Annotated in this window: 16 protein-coding genes; 7 read left to right on the top strand and 9 right to left on the bottom strand. The window is 66.7% G+C overall.

The genetic code is table 11. From position 1 onward, the window contains the following. Window positions 1-111: 111 nt before the first annotated feature. Window positions 112-939, top strand: coding sequence for an SAM-dependent methyltransferase (locus Ahu01nite_RS17060; RefSeq protein WP_203837507.1), 828 nt, complete (start codon window positions 112-114; stop codon window positions 937-939). 557 nt (window positions 940-1,496) lie between these two features. On the opposite strand, the gene Ahu01nite_RS17055 is transcribed toward Ahu01nite_RS17060, so the two are convergent. Continuing rightward, window positions 1,497-2,135 (bottom strand): nitroreductase family protein, encoded by a 639-nt coding sequence (locus Ahu01nite_RS17055; RefSeq protein WP_203837506.1) that lies wholly within the window; start codon window positions 2,133-2,135, stop codon window positions 1,497-1,499. A 443-nt stretch (window positions 2,136-2,578) separates the two neighbouring features. Continuing rightward, on the bottom strand, window positions 2,579-2,953 hold the full coding sequence (locus Ahu01nite_RS17050) for a hypothetical protein (protein ID WP_239158903.1): 375 nt from the start codon (window positions 2,951-2,953) through the stop codon (window positions 2,579-2,581). A 479-nt stretch (window positions 2,954-3,432) separates the two neighbouring features. Here Ahu01nite_RS17050 and Ahu01nite_RS17045 point away from each other — a divergent pair, with 479 nt between their 5' ends. Next, entirely contained in the window at window positions 3,433-3,669 is a 237-nt protein-coding gene (locus Ahu01nite_RS17045; RefSeq protein ID WP_203837505.1) for a DUF397 domain-containing protein, read from the top strand. Window positions 3,670-3,753: 84 nt separating this feature from the next. On the opposite strand, the gene Ahu01nite_RS17040 is transcribed toward Ahu01nite_RS17045, so the two are convergent. After that, window positions 3,754-4,644: a Sco1979 family transcriptional regulator gene (locus Ahu01nite_RS17040; protein WP_203837504.1), complete on the bottom strand. Its 891-nt coding sequence runs from the start codon at window positions 4,642-4,644 to the stop codon at window positions 3,754-3,756. A gap of 306 nt (window positions 4,645-4,950) precedes the next feature. Here Ahu01nite_RS17040 and Ahu01nite_RS17035 point away from each other — a divergent pair, with 306 nt between their 5' ends. Both Ahu01nite_RS17035 and Ahu01nite_RS17030 read left to right on the top strand, forming a co-directional pair. Continuing rightward, a complete protein-coding gene (locus tag Ahu01nite_RS17035; protein ID WP_203837503.1) occupies window positions 4,951-5,271 on the top strand; it encodes a hypothetical protein in 321 nt (106 codons plus the stop codon). 205 nt (window positions 5,272-5,476) lie between these two features. Then, window positions 5,477-5,899 carry a hypothetical protein gene (locus Ahu01nite_RS17030; protein WP_203837502.1) on the top strand — a complete coding sequence of 141 codons (423 nt, stop codon included), beginning with the start codon at window positions 5,477-5,479 and terminating at the stop codon, window positions 5,897-5,899. Here Ahu01nite_RS17030 and Ahu01nite_RS17025 read toward each other — a convergent pair. After that, window positions 5,896-6,729: a phosphoribosylaminoimidazolesuccinocarboxamide synthase gene (locus tag Ahu01nite_RS17025; RefSeq protein ID WP_203837501.1), complete on the bottom strand. Its 834-nt coding sequence runs from the start codon at window positions 6,727-6,729 to the stop codon at window positions 5,896-5,898. The genes Ahu01nite_RS17030 and Ahu01nite_RS17025 overlap by 4 nt on opposite strands. Window positions 6,730-6,849: 120 nt before the next feature. Here Ahu01nite_RS17025 and Ahu01nite_RS17020 point away from each other — a divergent pair, with 120 nt between their 5' ends. Then, window positions 6,850-9,933, top strand: coding sequence for a DEAD/DEAH box helicase (locus Ahu01nite_RS17020; RefSeq protein ID WP_203837500.1), 3,084 nt, complete (start codon window positions 6,850-6,852; stop codon window positions 9,931-9,933). Between the two features lie 161 nt (window positions 9,934-10,094). Here the strand turns inward: Ahu01nite_RS17020 and Ahu01nite_RS17015 are convergent, their stop codons facing one another. From Ahu01nite_RS17015 to Ahu01nite_RS17000, 4 genes are all read right to left on the bottom strand, one after another. Next, window positions 10,095-10,631 (bottom strand): DUF305 domain-containing protein, encoded by a 537-nt coding sequence (locus Ahu01nite_RS17015; protein ID WP_203837562.1) that lies wholly within the window; start codon window positions 10,629-10,631, stop codon window positions 10,095-10,097. 29 nt (window positions 10,632-10,660) lie between these two features. Beyond that, complete coding sequence (locus Ahu01nite_RS17010) at window positions 10,661-11,452, bottom strand: lytic polysaccharide monooxygenase (protein ID WP_203837499.1); 792 nt, start codon at window positions 11,450-11,452, stop codon at window positions 10,661-10,663. A gap of 84 nt (window positions 11,453-11,536) precedes the next feature. Continuing rightward, on the bottom strand, window positions 11,537-12,868 hold the full coding sequence (locus Ahu01nite_RS17005; protein ID WP_203837498.1) for a sensor histidine kinase: 1,332 nt from the start codon (window positions 12,866-12,868) through the stop codon (window positions 11,537-11,539). After that, window positions 12,865-13,551 (bottom strand): response regulator transcription factor, encoded by a 687-nt coding sequence (locus tag Ahu01nite_RS17000; RefSeq protein WP_203837497.1) that lies wholly within the window; start codon window positions 13,549-13,551, stop codon window positions 12,865-12,867. Before Ahu01nite_RS17000 ends, Ahu01nite_RS17005 begins: the two co-directional genes overlap by 4 nt. Window positions 13,552-13,587: 36 nt before the next feature. On the opposite strand from Ahu01nite_RS17000, the gene Ahu01nite_RS16995 reads away from it, so the two are divergent. After that, on the top strand, window positions 13,588-14,196 hold the full coding sequence (locus tag Ahu01nite_RS16995) for a DNA mismatch repair protein MutL (protein ID WP_203837496.1): 609 nt from the start codon (window positions 13,588-13,590) through the stop codon (window positions 14,194-14,196). A gap of 29 nt (window positions 14,197-14,225) precedes the next feature. Here Ahu01nite_RS16995 and Ahu01nite_RS16990 read toward each other — a convergent pair whose 3' ends face one another. After that, complete coding sequence (locus Ahu01nite_RS16990) at window positions 14,226-14,807, bottom strand: Crp/Fnr family transcriptional regulator (protein ID WP_203837495.1); 582 nt, start codon at window positions 14,805-14,807, stop codon at window positions 14,226-14,228. Between the two features lie 179 nt (window positions 14,808-14,986). Between Ahu01nite_RS16990 and Ahu01nite_RS16985 the strand changes: the two genes are divergently transcribed. Further along, window positions 14,987-15,559: a hypothetical protein gene (locus Ahu01nite_RS16985; RefSeq protein ID WP_203837494.1), complete on the top strand. Its 573-nt coding sequence runs from the start codon at window positions 14,987-14,989 to the stop codon at window positions 15,557-15,559. The last annotated feature ends 10 nt before the right edge of the window (window positions 15,560-15,569 follow it).

The raw sequence follows: 15,569 nt of genomic DNA, 5'->3' as shown, positions 1-15,569 counted from the left end.
GCTGAAATTGATCATCTTCGAGCGCTACGCTGATCCCCTTGCTTCGGGGCATCCTCGCGATTTCCGGGTCGGCCCCTCACGATTTCGAGCAGATCAGCGGAGGCGGTCGGCATGACGAGCGACAGCGAGGCGTCCCCACCTGCCGAGACGGCGCCGCCCGGGGTCAACCCGAAGGTGCCGCATTCGGCCCGCATCTACGACTACTGGCTCGGCGGCAAGGACAACTTCGCCGCGGACCGCCAGGTCGGTGACGCGATGTTGCAGGCGATCCCCGGGCTGCGCGCGATGGCCGCCGAAAACCGCAAGTTTGTGCACCGGGCCGCCCGCGACCTGGTCACCGAGGAGGGCCTGCGCCAGTTCCTGGACATCGGCACCGGCATCCCCACCCGGCCCAACCTGCACGAGATCGCCCAGCGGCTCGCCCCCGAAACCCGCGTGGTCTATGTGGACAACGACCCGATCGTGCTCGTGCACGCCCGCGCACTGATGGTCAGCAGCGAGCAGGGCCGATCCGAGTACATCTCGGCGGATATCCGAGACCCTGACTCGATTTTGACCGAAAAGGTTCTCCAGGAAAACCTCGACCTGAAGCAGCCCGTCGGCCTGACCCTCATCGCGATCCTGATGCTGCTCGCCGACGAAGCCGACCCCTGGACCCTGGTCGCCCAGCTCCGCGACGCCCTCCCCTCAGGCAGCGTCCTGGCAATCACCCACCCCACCGCCGACTTCAACCCAGCAGCGGTGGGCGAGGCGGTGGCGGCAGCCCGAGGCGCAGGCATGACCCTGGTAGCGCGCACCAAGGACGAAGTAGCGCGCTTCTTCGGCGACTGGGAGCTCCTGTCCCCGGGCATCGTGCCGACCTCGGCATGGCGCCCGGACACCCCGGTCGACAACCCCGAAGCCACCTACTACTGGGCCGGCGTCGCCCGCAAGCCCTGACCCACAAGCCCTGACCTGCAAGCCCTGACCCGCCGATCAGCCCGCCGGGCCCTTCGCCGGGCCACCGCGGCCTCAGGTCTTTGTCCCCGCGTCCGCAGCAGTGAACGATGCCGCCCGAAGGACCGGTTTCTGGTGGATGACGCGCAATGCGTGAACGCCGCCCTGAGTGCGGTCAGGGTGGCATGCCCGGGCGCGGTGTTCATCTCCGTGTCGACGTCAGATCAGGACTGCCACGGATTTGTGATTGACGCCGTCCTCAGCGCGTCCGGCAGAGCTCTGCTTGGGAATGTCAGTCTGGGCGCGCTGCGGGATGAGACGGGGCCGTGGATGTCGTCGGTGTCGTGGGACTCGATCGTCAATGAGGACACGTTCGGGTATGCGTGGCATGACCTCCGGAAAGGCACGTGGCATCCCGGGACGCAGCCGTTGTTCTAAGCCGGCCAGACGGGTTCTTTAACTTAGGGCGGGCACCCCGGAGCGGGCACCCCGGAGCGGGCACCCCGGAGCGGGCACCCCGGGGCGGGCACCTCGGGGCGGGCACCTCGGGGCGGGGCTGCTCACCACGAGTCCCAGTGGATGACCGAGTTTGGGTCGGGGCGCTCGGCCGGGTGGAAAGTGGTGCCTTTTGTGTACGCGAGGGGGGTGAGGACGGCCTGCGCGACGGTTTCGTAGGGGATGCCCAGGATCTCGGCTACGTCGCGTTCGCGGGCGCGGTGCATCGAGGTCCAGGCTGTGCCGAGGCCGCGAGCCCTCGCCGCGAGCATGAAGCTCCACATGCCGGGGAGGATGTTGCCGAGGCCGGCCTCCGCGGATGCTCGATCGGGGCCGGCTGTGCACCCGAGGACCAGGACCGGGGCGTCGCCCATGTGATCGCCCAGGAAGTCGGCGGAGCTCGCGACCCTGCCCTGAACCCGATCGCGGTCAGCGTCCCCGGTCGAGCGGCCCGGGTAGTAGGGCGAGGCCTTGTAGCCGGCGTAGACCTCGCGGTAGACCTGACCGACGGCCTGACGCTTCGCCTCGTCGCGGACCACAACGAAGCGCATGGTCACGACGTTCGAGCCGGACGGCGCCTGCAGGGCCATGGCGACGCACTCACGGATCAGCTCGTCGGGGACGGGGCGTTCGAGGTCGAGCCGTTTGCGGACTGCCCGCGTGGTGGAGAGCAGCTGATCGGCGTCGAGTCCGAGAAGGGTCATGCCTCCATTTTTGCGCGCCAAGATCGGCGTGTGCCCGAAGCGGGAGTGGAACGCCTGGGGTGAGATGGCCAACTCACGCAGAACGAAGGGTGCGGGCGGCTGTTCTGGCGCCCTCGGCGCCTTGGCCGGCCGGGCCCGGCCTCGACGGGAGTTGCGGTCCGCACCCACCACTCAGGCACGACATCCAGATTTGGATCTTCATCCTTTTGTCGCAGATATCCGACTGCCGCATCGGGCTCGTCGCAGACGTCTGGCTGCCGCGTCGGGCTTTTGTCGCAGACATCTGGCTGCCGCGTCGGGATGCGGGGTCTCTGCGAATACCCGGCCGGCCGAGCGATCCAGCACGGGGGAACCGGACCGCCCGGCCGGGATCCGGGCTGCGCACCGCTGGGGCGCGCGTTGAGCGACGCCGCAACCGGCGTCGCTCCTCTTCTATGACGTTGTCAGGGCCGTAAACGTGGACGCTTCCGGGCCGGAGGATTCGGCAGGCGGCCGGCACGCACCAGGACCTGACGGACAGGGCCCGGGCGGCCGGTGCGTGGGTCGATAACCGTGCCCTCGACCTCCAGCCAGACGTCGCCCTCGTGCGGGATCGGCTTACCCCACTCGACGCGTTTGAGACGCATGACGAGCGGGCCGATTCCGTAGCAGTAGTCGTGCTCCTCGAAGACGTGGATCGGCCATGCCGCGAGGCTGGCCTGCGGACGGCCGCCGCGGAACGCTGTTGCCGTTATTGACCAGCCACGCAGGCCTGCGACGCCCGAGGGGCGGCGGGTGCGGGCGCAATGGACGTGTTCAGTGACGCGCGTGGGAATCACCGCCATCGTCAGGAAGGGACGGACCCGGACGGAAGCCATCCTTCCGGGTCAATGCGTAGCGCACCCCTCCGAACCGGTGGGACACTGTGGCCGCGCGGGTGGTAGCCGCTCTCATGCCGTCGGTGCGTTGCTCGCCTCGAATGATGAGAGCCGGATTGCAACGTCTCTGCGCGTCAACAGCGTCGTTATCGGTGAGGGTCCAGAGTTCCGGGCCGGTGTTCGGGACAGACATACCTTTCCTCCGCTCGGACGCCCCCGCCAGAGAGCCCCGCGTCAGTGGCCGCACGGGCCGTTCCGCGACCAACCCGTCACGCAAAGATGTCACCCTCCGTGATCCCCATGGGGTGGGGTACGTGCGTTATCATGCTCACAATCATGTGAGAACGCAAGGCCAAATGCACGTGCATCTGCACAGCAGGTAGCCAGCGGGACACACATCGCCGGTCCCCGGACCGGTCTCACCGTTAGGGAGTCAAGTAATGACGCGCATCTTCAACGGCATGCCCGCCGGCCAGCTGCAAGATGTGAGCTGGAAAAAGAGTGGCCGCAGCAACCCCAGCGGCAACTGCGTCGAGTGCGCGACCCTGCCGGACGGCAGCGTGGCGATGCGGAACTCCCGCGACCCGGAGGGCCCGGCCCTGATCTACACGCCGGCCGAGATCGAAGCTTTCCTCGGTGGGGTCCGCGATGGGGACTTCGACCACCTGCTTGGGTGAATCTCTGTAGCCACCCGAGTGACAGCCGGGCGAATTAAATACAGAAAGTTACTGAGCCACGACCGAAGATCAGGTCGGCCACTCTCAGTTGGGGCGGCCGATCTCGTGCAGCAGCTTGCCGAGGATCTCCTGGGTGTGGTTCGGCGGGTCGGCGTCGATGCATACGCGCTCCATGGCGATCGCGTACTGGTCGACGTCGTCCCGCTTGTCCAGATAGATGCCGCTGGTCAGCTGCTCGACGTAGACCACGTCGGGCAGCTCCGGCTCCGGGAAGCGCAGGATCGCGAAGGGCCCGCCCGCGGCGGCGTGCCCGCCGATGTGGAACGGGATGATCTGGAGCCGGACGTTCGGCTTCTTGGACGCCTCGATGAGCGCCTCGATCTGGCCGCGCATCACGTCGAAACCGCCGATCGGGCGGCGCAGCACGGCCTCGTCGATGACGGCCCACAGCTGCGGCGGGTCGGTGCGCTCGAGCAGCAACTGCCGCTGACGGCGCAGCTCGACGCGACGGTCGATCTCGTCCGCGGTGGCGCCGGCATGACCGAGCATGATCACAGCGCGGGCATATTCCGGCGTCTGCAACAGGCCGGGCACAAACTGGATCTCGTACGTCCGGATCAGCGACGCCGCGGCTTCGAGGCCCAGATAGGACTGGAACCACGACGGCATGACATCGCCGAAGTGGTGCCACCAGCCGGGGTTGTTCGCCTGCCGGGCCAGGCCCAGCAGCGCCTCACGCTCGGCCGAGTCCTTGACGTCGTACATCGTCAGCAGGTCGGCGACGTCGCGCTCCTTGAAGCTGACGCGCCCGAGCTCCATGCGGCTGATCTTCGAGCCGGAGGCACGGATCTCGTAGCCGGCATCCTCACGGCTGATCGCCTTGCCTTCACGAAGCCGGCGAAGCTGCGCACCGAGCAGGATGCGGAGCACGGTGGGGCCGCTGTTGGGCGCCTCGTCCTGCGAACCCGCGCTCACCTGGCTCCTTGTCCCGTACTGCCCGCAAACCTGCAAGTTGCAGATCCGTCGCCCACTGCATCCTAAGGGTGAGATCGTCCGGCGGAAAACCGAACGTTCGGCCATCCTCTCATTCAGACGCACGTGCCGGATGCACGTGCATCCGACCTTGCGGACGCACTCGATCCCGAGCATGATATCTGACAGGCGGTCGTTGGTGCGCTGACGCAGAGTGCTGAAAAGTGTGGCCATTCCGGTGGTCACACGGCGCGACCGCTCAGGGACCCACCCGATGACCGAGTCGATCCCGGAAGCAGGAGGCTCTCGATGTCGACCCCGAGCATGGCCCCACCGCAGCGTGACCCGGCCGAGGTAGCGCCGGCGAACAGCTACCACAAGGCGGACCCCGTCTGGGTCTACCGCAACGGCTGGCGCGCCGGAGTGATCGAGGCATCCTCGGTCATGGCAGTGACCGTCACCTACCGCCCCGGCAGCCACATGGGCACGGGCGTGGACACGTTCACCGCGCCGTATGTCACCTACCGGGCCGACGAGGACCCCGCCCTCGACCGCCGCCAGGAGAACGCCCTCGCGTTCCGCCGCCCCAAGACAGGTGGCGACGGCGCCGCACTGCTCGGCTTCAGGTGACCGGCGCCGTCACGCTGGCCGCGCTCATAGGGTTGGCCGGTCTGCTCGCAGGCGTGGCCCTGGGCTGGTATCTGCGCCGCACCAACGACTGGTGCGCGCAGTGCGGCGAACAGCTCGGCTGCGACGCGTGCGGTAGTAAGGCCGCTTGGCCCCGCGACCTGGTCCACTAGTTTCAACCCTGCCGCTGTGCGGGTAACGCGAACCTGTGCCCGAGTCCACGTTCGACGCCATGGTCGCCGGGCTCCACGCCGACGACCCGGCGTTCGCCCGCCGCATGGCCCGCATCAGCCGGCCCCGGCCGGTGCCGGTCATCCTGTTGTGGGCGGCGTCGCCGCTCCTCATCATCTTCGGCGGGCGGCTCGGGCTCCTCGGCGTTGTGCTCACCGCGGCCTGCGCGGCCCACCTGATGCACCGCCTCCGCCGCCCCACCCTGGAGGACCCCATGACCGACCCGTTCATCGCCGCCACCGTAGGCAGCTCCCCCGAGGGCATCCGCCACGTCAGCAGCGAAGAAGCCGTAGAGAACCTCCGCCGCGACGGCGAACTGAACGAGGCCAACGCCACCACCACGGCCCCGGCCCCGCCGCTCTCAGCCCCGATCGACGACCCCGAAGAGCTGGCTTCCTAGCGCCACTTGTCGCCGGTCAGCCGCTCGTAGACCTCGACGTACCGGTTCCGGGTCGCCTCGACAACCTCGTCAGGAACCTCCGGCCCGGGATCCGTACGGTCCCAATCGGACTGCGAAGACCAGTCCCGCAGGAACTGCTTGTCAAGGTAGCGAGGCGGCTTCCCCGGCTGCCACTCGTCAACAGCCCAGAACCGCGCCGAGTCCGGCGTCAGCAGCTCATCACCAAGCTTGAGCTGCCCGTCCGCGAACCCGACCTCAATCTTGGTGTCGGCAAGAAGGATCCCGCTCCGCTCGGCCACCTCAGCCCCACGCCGGTAGACCTCCAGCGCAATCCGCTTCAGCTCCGCAGCCACATCAGGCCCAACGGCGACTTCCACCTCGGCGTACGTCATGTTCTCGTCATGACCCGCCCCGACCGGCGCCTTGGTCGTCGGGGTGAAAATCGGCTCCGGCAGCTTCGACGCCTCGGTCAGGCCCGCGGGCAGCGGAACGCCACAGATCGCGCCATCCTTCTCGTAGCTCTTCAGCCCCGAGCCGGCCAGATAACCCCGAACGATGCACTCGACCATGACCATCTCGAGACGCTCGCACCGAACCGCGCGGCCGGCCCACTCCTGGGGGACATCGGTCGCCGAGATGATGTGGTTGGGCACCACATCCGCCAACTGGTCGAACCACCACAGCGATAGCTGAGTGAGAATCTTCCCCTTGTCAGGGATCGGCGTCGGCAGAATCACGTCATAGATCGAAATCCGGTCCGAAGCGACAAGAACGATGTCATCCCCGTCCGCGTAAACCTCCCGGACCTTCCCCGAGTGCAACAGCTCCACGTGATCCCCTTAGCCGGCGTCCTACTCCTGTGCAGGTCACGCTATCCGAACGGCACCGCCGCCCCCGACATCGCCCATGAACTACCAAACGTTGTCGGATGCTAGCGCTATGTTGCAGCCGTGACGGATCTCGCCGAGGGCGCATACGAGCACATCATCACGCGGGGCCTGCAGCAGAAGCTCACCGACTTCGACAAGGACCTTGTCCAGCGGATCGAGCTCGACTCGGGCGATTCCCATGAAGTGCTGGCCCGGCACATCGCGGCGCTGGCCGAGCGAGCGCTTAAGGCAGTAAAAGGCGAGGGGAACGCCCGTCTCACAGCGCAACTCGAACTCGCCAACAAGATCGCAGAGGCGATCAAGGCTGAGGCCCCCAGGGCCGTTCAACCCGACGATCTCTTGAATACGCCGGCGGAGTTGCTCACCGCGATCGTCACCCGTCCACCGGCACCCCTTTCTGTGGCGTTTCCGCAGCGTCCCGAAACCCCCTTCGCGACAGGAGCGCTGCTGACCAACGGACGAGGTCAGCCTCGGATCGGTACCGAGGTCGTGAAGGAAATGGCCACGGCGACGGAGGTGCAGCTTCTGTGCGCCTTCATCAAGTGGCACGGTGTTCGGCTGCTCCAGGATGCGATCACCGAGTTGGTCGCTCGGGGTGGCAGCATCCGCATCATCACCACGACCTACATGGGCGCTACCGAGCAGCGGGCGCTTGATCGTCTGGTGGAGCTGGGCGCCGAAGTCCGGATCTCGTATGAGACGCGAACCACCCGGCTACACGCGAAGTCGTGGCTGTTTCAACGGCCGACCGGAACCAGCACGGCGTACGTCGGCTCGTCGAACCTGTCGAAGAGCGCGATGATCGACGGGCTCGAGTGGAACGTACGGCTCTCCCAGCTCGAACAAGACGCGTTGGTAGACACGATCCGGACCACCTTCGTGGAGTACTGGAACGATCCCGCGTTCGAGCCGTATGACGCCCAGAATGATGAAGATCGTGAGCGGCTGGCCCAGGCTCTGCTCCGGGCGACCGGTCCGCAACGCGATGACCTGCCGATCAACATCAGCGCGATTGACGTACGCCCGTACCCGTATCAGCAGGAGATCCTCGAACGGCTCGATGCTGAGCGGATGGTCCACGATCGGTGGAACAACCTGGTTGTCATGGCCACTGGCACCGGGAAGACCGTGGTCGCCGCTCTGGACTACCGCCGGCTTCGCGCCGATCGGGGCATCCGGACGCTGCTGTTCGTCGCCCATCAGGAGCGGATCCTGCGCCAGAGCCTCGCGGTCTTCAGGCAGGTCATGCGAGATGGCACCTTCGGGGAACTGTTTGTTGGCGGGGAACGCCCGACCGAGTGGCAGTTTGTTTTTGCCTCGGTGCAGTCGCTCCGCACCCTCGACCTCGACGACTTCGATCCCGAGCGCTTCGACATGGTGATCGTCGACGAGTTCCACCATGCCGAGGCGGCGACCTATCGGAGCATCCTGGACCACCTTCACCCACGCGTTCTGCTCGGGCTTACCGCTACTCCGGAGCGACCGGATGGCCGGGACATCCTGCACAGGTTCGGCGGCAGGCACGCTGTAGAGCTGCGCCTGTGGGAGGCCTTGGAACGGCAGTTGCTGGCGCCGTTCCAATACTTCGGCATTCATGACGAGGTCGACCTCTCCACCCTGAAATGGCGGCGTGGGAGTGGCTACGAGGACTCTGCCCTCGAGAACGTTTACACGGGCGATGACGCCAGGGTTCGGCTGATCGTCGGAGCGGTACGTGACACGGTCGACGTGACACGGATGCGCGGCATCGGCTTCTGTGTGATCATCAAACACGCCAACTTCATGGCTGAGCGCTTCAACCATGTCGGCATTCCTGCCGTTGCGCTGCACTCGGAAGTTCACGGCCGTGATCAGCGCGAGGCAATCAAAAAGCTCGACGACGGCAGCCTCAAGATGCTCTTCACGGTGGACCTCTTCAACGAGGGCGTTGACCTGCCACGGGTCGACACCATCCTGATGCTCCGTCCCACGGAGAGCGCGACCATCTTCCTTCAGCAGCTGGGGCGTGGGCTCCGACTCGCCGACAACAAGCCTTGCCTGACTGTCCTCGACTTCATCGGGGGTCAGAACGGCCAGTTCCGCTTCGATCTGCGTTACCGGGCCCTGACTGGTACGACCCGACGCGCACTCGCCCGCGACGTGGAACAAGATTTCCCGACGCTGCCTGCCGGGTGTCACATTGAGCTTGACCGGATTGCCAAGCGGATCGTGCTGGATAACATCCGTGCTGCGCTTCGACTGCAGCGCAAAGACCTCGTGGCCGAGCTTCGTGCGCTTCAGGACGTCAGCCTGGCCGATTTCCTCGAGGAGACCGGGTTCGAGATCGAGGACCTGTACCGCCGCAAGAAGGGTCGCGGATGGACCGGGCTTCGGGAAGAAGCTGGGCTCGAGGCGCCTACCGGAACGGACGACGAGGCCCTCAGCGCGGCGATCGGTCGGATGCTGCATCTCGACGACCCGGACCGGATCGAGGCACTCCGGCAGCTGGCCGTCGGGCGCTCGGTCGGTGGTCGCTTGGGTGCCGTCATGAATCAGTCGCTGTTTGGCGACCCGCTGGCGGACAGCGCGCGGCGACTCGCCGACTTTCCTCAACGGCGTGCGGAATTACAGCAGATCGCCGACGTCCTTGAGGCACGCATCGCGCGGGTTACCTCACGGATGGACCAGACCGGCGTGAGCCCGCTGCGTCTGCATGCCCGCTACTCCAAGAACGAAATCTGCGCCGCGTTCGGCATGACCGACCCGTCGAACATGCGCGAAGGGGTCAAGTGGCTACCCGATGAGAACGCTGACTTCTTCCTGGTGACTCTGACAAAGACGGAGCAGCACTACTCGCCAACGACGATGTACCAGGACGTTGCCATCACGGATTCGCTCTTCCAATGGGAGTCGCAGAGCACCACCTCGACGGCCTCGGCCACCGGGCAGCGCTACGTTCACCACTTCAAGCGCGGGTCATCGGTGCATCTGTTCCTTCGTGACGTCAAGGATGCCGACGGCGATCTCGGCGTTCCGCCGTTCCTCTACGCAGGGACCATGGTTTACGAGCGCCACAGCGGTGATCGGCCCATGCGGATCGAATGGCGGCTGGATCATCCGCTTCCGGCGGACGTCTTCCACGCGGCTCGCCTGATGGCAGCTTGACCGACCTCACGAACAGACTCCGGCCGGCCCGCGCGGTTAGGGCGGGTCGGCCGGAGCTTGGGCTTTGGCGGTCTTGAAGGGGAGACCGTTGGGCCCGTCTTGCCGAGCTGGCGGCTGCGAGGGGGATCAGCCGGGGGATGCCAGGTCGGGGAGGTTGAGGGCTAGCTGTTGAGCATCGTCAGCATTTGTTGGATCTGGTCGGTGCGGCTTTGGCGGATTCGGGTGGCTAGGGACTTTGCTTCTTCGTTGGTGCCGTCGGTGGTTTCTAGGGTGGCCATTTCGACGGCGTTGTGTTGGTGGGCTACGAAGAGGTTGAGGAAGGCTGTTTCGAAATCTTTGCCCTTGGCTTTTTTGAGGGCTGCGATTTCTTCCGGGCCGGTCGCGGGGAGGCCGCCGTGGTCGGCGTGGGTGGTGGGGGCGTGGTCGACTGTGGTGGGTTCTTGCCAGTCGGTTAGCCAGGTTTTCATCAGGGTGTCTTCGTCTGATTGGGTGGCGTCGACTGCGGCGGCGAGGGTTTTCAGATCGGGGCGGGTGGCCTTGTCTTCGGCAAGGCGGACCATTTCCAGGCCTTGCTCATGATGGGCGATCATCATTTGCAGGTACATGGTGTCGGTGTCGTTGTGAGTGCCGGATGCCTTGACGGCTGCGGAGACGGTGGTTGCCGGCGGAGTGGTTGGCGCGGTGCCGCAGGCGGTCAGGAGCAGCACTGTCGCGAGGGCCAGGCGCTTCACAGGGGGAGCCAGAGGGCGAGGGTGTAGATCGACGGTTCCCAGCTGCTCAGGGATGTGTGCGACTGGCGGCATTCGTAGGTCTTGCCTTCGTACTTCACCTTGTCGCCGGTCTTGTATGACACGCCTGGCGCCCAAGAAGAGGACGAGGAGACCGGAGCCGCAGAAGAAGTAGCCGGAGCAGGAGCTGCCGAAGTGGGAGCCGCAGAAGTAGGAGCTGCAGAAGTGGGAGCCGCCGAGGTAGGAGCCGCCGCGGAAGGCGTAGGTGCTGGGGCAGAGCCGCCGCCCACGTTGAGGTCGATGCAGCTGTAGAAGGCGTTGGCGGTGTCGCCGATGTTCCAGACTGCCAGGACCGTCTGCTTGCCGGGGAAGGCGCTCAGGTCGATGTTGTGCGTGACCACGGCGTCCGGTTGCTGGTTGTTGCCGTTGACGGTGGCTACCTTTTTGCCGTCGATGAAGTATTGCCAGTCGGCTGTCCGGTGGCGGGCGGTCATCACCCAGGTGAAGGTGACGTTGGTGCCTACTGATTTGGCCGGCCAGTTGCGGCTTTCGTCGGCGAGGATCGAGAACTGGGAGACGCCGCCGTCGCACGATTTCAGGCCTTTGACGCCTTCGACGCTCTGGGGCTCGAATTGGATCTGGCCGCAGTCCTTGACGGCTCCTGAGGCGCAGAGGGCCTGGCGACTCGGGGGTGCCGAGACGTAGCCGTGGGCCAGTGCGGGCGAGGCGACCGCCAGCGTTGAGCCGATCGCTCCCAGGGCTACCAACGGATAGGCGACCGACCTGCGCATTTTGAATCCTCCAAGAAGAAACCACGGGACGGGAGGACCGTATCCGCGGCTTCCATAAAGGAGCCTTAAAGAGAGCGGAAAGACTTATGAAGCGGCTCGGCCACGGCGGCGGCGGCCGACCTCGGCGGGTGGTGCCGGTGGTGCCGATGGGGGTACGCCCAACAGCAGCCCGATCCGAGCCCCGCCCAACGGCCCCCGGCTGATCTCCATGTGCCCGCCCGCCGCTTCGGCGACGCGGCGCACGATGTCCAGCCCCAGGCCCGTCGAGCCCGCGCCGCTGACTCCGCGCTGGACGGCCGCGGCCGGGTCGGCGATGCCGGGGCCCGCGTCGTCGACGAGCAGGCCGGCCGGGGAGACGGTGACCCGGAACGCGACTCCTTCGGGGGTGTGTGCGAAGACGTTGCCCAGCAGGGAGTCGACGGCCAGGATCAGTTCGCTGCGCGGGAGCGGGACCGGAACCGGGGTCTGGCCGCCGATGACTTCCCAGGGGCGCTGCTGGTCCTCGGCGAGCGCCGACCAGAACGCGAGCCGGTCGGCGAGGACCTCGATCAGGTCGGACTGCTCGTTACCTCGGGCTTCGACGCCGAGGCGGGCACCCGCGATGATCGCTTCGAGTTCTTCGTCGAGCATGTCGCAGGCCTGACGCATGCGGTCGGCGATCAGGCCGGGTGGCATGGTCTCGGCGTCGAGGCGCAGGGCCGTCAGCGGGGTACGCAGGCGGTGTGACAGGTCAGCGGCGAGTTCACGTTCGGCGTCGAGCAGCCGGCGCAGGTCGGCGGCCATCGAGTTGAACGCGTGGGCGGCGTCCTGGAGTTCACGGGGACCGCTGGGCTCTACGCGTACCCGCAGATCGCCTGAACCAAGACGTCTGCTGGAACCGGCCAATTCGCGGGTTGCCCTGACGAGGCGACTGCCGAGCCGGTCGGCGAAGAGCACCGAACCCGCGACCAGCACGAACGCCAGTGCGACCAGGGCGAGCCAGGCCGGCCAGACGCCGCGGCGCATCTCCTCGTCGGGGACAAAAACCTCGATGACCGCTGACCGGCCGTCGCTGAGGACGCTGGGTTGCAGGTACGCGAGCCCGCCCGGCACATCCGCGGTCACCGAGCGCCGGTACTGATTGGCCTGCGCGATCGCGGTGTCGCCCACGTGTGTGGTGCCGACGGTGTCGATGCCGGGGAGGTGGACCGCGAGCCGGCCCGTGCTGCCGGCGATCGTGCTGGCCACCGCGTTGTTCAGCAGTCCCGGATCGGCGTCGACGGCGAGCGCCGCCACGATCGCCGCGGCCTGCTGGCGGGCGTCGCTGAGGGCGCGGTCATGCGCGATCTTCCCGGTCGCGTAGATCAGCGGCACGAGGAACGCGATGGCCACCATGGAGGTGATCGCGAGCGCGAGCCGGTTCAGTTCCCATCTCACCGCGGATCGACCATCATCACGCCCACCCCGCGTACGGTATGCAGATATCTCGGCGCCGCCGCCGTTTCGCCCAGTTTGCGCCGCAGCCAGCTGATGTGGACGTCGATCGTCTGTTCCTCACCGATCCGGGACTGGTTCCAGACCTCGGTGAGCAGCTCCCGCCGGCTGATCACCTGTCCGACGCGCTCGGCGAGATAGGTGAGCACGTCGAATTCGCGGCGGGTCAGTTGCAGTGCCTGGCCGCCGAGGGCGACGCGACGCTGTCTGGGGTTGATCTCCAGGTCGCCGACAATGATCACTGTGGGTGCCTGGGCAACTGCTGCTTGCGTACGCCGAAGCACGGCATTGATGCGCGCCAGAATGTGCCCGCTGGAGAACGGCTTGGTCACATAGTCATCGGCACCCGCACTGAGCAGCGCGATGATGTCGGCCTCCGAGCGCCGGGCGGTCGCCACGATGACCGGCACGGCCGACACCGAACGCATCATCCGCAACGCGTCGGTGCCGTCGATGTCGGGTAGCCCGAGGTCGAGGATCACGAGGTCGGGCTGGTCCTCGGTGACCACCTTCAGCGCCTCGGTCGCCTGCCCGACCGGCCGCACGACATGGCCGGCGTCGGTGAGCGCCCGCACCATCGCAGCCGTGATGTTGCGGTCGTCCTCGACCAACAGGATCAACGCCATGGCGAACACCATAGAGGCAGTGAGAACATAACCGGCGTGCGATCTTCCCGGAGCTGGTTCCCCGTGCTGGGCTGGTGCGCGGCCACGCTGACCAGCGTCGCTCTCGCCTCGGTGGCGATGTTGCCCGTTCTTCGCACGGCCACTGCCGATGAGGGCACTCTTGTCTCGGTCGACCAGCTCCGCGACTCCGGGGAGTTGACGCCGACGCCGATCCCGGATCCGATCGCGACGACGAAACCGCCCAAATCCTCCTCGCATGCCTCGCCGTCATCCTCGCCTTCTCCTTCGCGGAGCCGGAGCAAGTCGCCGTCCAAAAGCGCGGAGACATCGGAATCACCGAAGCCGACGACAAAGCCCCCCACGACGACGACCGAGGACGGCTGGACGGTCACCACGAGCGAGGACGACGTCCGCACGTACGTCCGCTCGTTCCGGGTCGAAGGTGGCCAAACGGTCATCCGTGCGTCGGAGGGCGTCATCAAGCTCGTGACCGCGACCCCGGCGGACGGCTATTCGGTCGCGACCGTGCAGAACACCGCCGACAACCTCGCGGTGTACTTCAACGAGACGAACCACAGCTTTATCGTGCATGTGGTGTGGCAGGCGGATAAGCCGTTCGCCCAGGTCGACGAGGTCGGATCCTGACGACGAAGGCCTGCGTACGGAAAAAGGAACTAGAGGCTGCGTAGTGCGGCCGGGACCGAGGCAACCGGGGCGTCGACCAGATCGGCCAGGTCCGCTTCCGTGATCCAGGCCGGCAGGGCCGGGGAGCCGCAGAGCTCGGCAAGCTCGCCCGTCACCCGGGCCAGCCGCTCGCGGATCGTCAGCGTCGCGAACTCGTCCCGGCGCTGGTTGGCACCGGTCAGCTCGGTCATGACAAGCGCCTTGAGCAGGTCACCGACGGCCGGCCGGCGGACCAGGTAGTCCGTCAGGAGCGTGAGCGGCACGATGCGCGCCACCACCGGGGTGCACGCGATGATCGTCGCCGCATGGGTGGGCGCGGCCGGCTCACCCACGACGTCGCCCTGAGCCCGGATCGCCAGCAGCACCGTGTGCCCCTCCGCGGCGGCTGTCACCTTCGCATAGCCACTGAGCAGCAGCAACACGTCGCGCCGGGAGTCGTCCTGGAACATCAGCACGCCGCCGGCGGGATAGTCGTGCTCGACCCCGAGACTCAGCAGCTCGGCGCGGTCGGACTCGGCTAGTTGACCGAGCAGGGTCGCAGGGCGCCAACCCCCGGCGAAAGCTGACGTCATGGTCCCAGATTGCGCTACCCGGACCCGGACCGCATTCCTCCCAAAGGTGGATGCCGAGCGACCCACCTGCGGGTCTATCCGGCGTTTATCGGGAGTCATGCCAACACCTTTCCCCGCCGGGTCTGCTCTATCCATCGGTCGGCGACGGTCGCCGGACGATGTGAGGGGGACGTTTTTCCGTGAACACCAACCGACTGGTCGTGGCCGCGGCCGCGCTCTGCAGTGCCGCGCTGCTCTCCGCCTGCGGGCTGACCGGCAACGACCCGGCACCGGTCCAGCAACCGGTGCAGGTGCCCGCGCAGGACACCGCCGCCGCACCGGCACCCACCACCCCGGCTGCGGCAGCGCCCACCGCCGTCATCCCGAACCTGAACCCCACCGGCGGCTATTGGCCGGCGAAGGTCGTCAGCTACCAGAACCCGCAGCTCGGCGAGGTCGTCGTGGACGGCGACGGATACACGCTCTACCGCTTCGACGACGACAACGCCAAACCGTCGAAGTCGGCCTGCTACGACGACTGCGCGAAGAAGTGGCCGCCGGTGCTCACCAAGGACACGATCCAGTTCGTCGGGATCAACGGCTCATACCTGGGCGGGTTCGCCCGCCCCGACGGCACCACGCAGGTGACCATCTCGGGCTGGCCGGTCTACCGCTTCGCCGGTGACCTCAAGCCGGGCGACACCAACGGCGAAGGCATCGGCAACACCTGGTTCGCCGTCAATCCGGTCGGTCAGAAGGCCGGCAAGAGCTAGTCAGAAGGGG

The organism is Winogradskya humida, assembly GCF_016862215.1.
Lineage (GTDB): Bacteria > Actinomycetota > Actinomycetes > Mycobacteriales > Micromonosporaceae > Actinoplanes > Actinoplanes humidus.
This window is presented reverse-complemented; position numbering and strand designations above follow the sequence as displayed.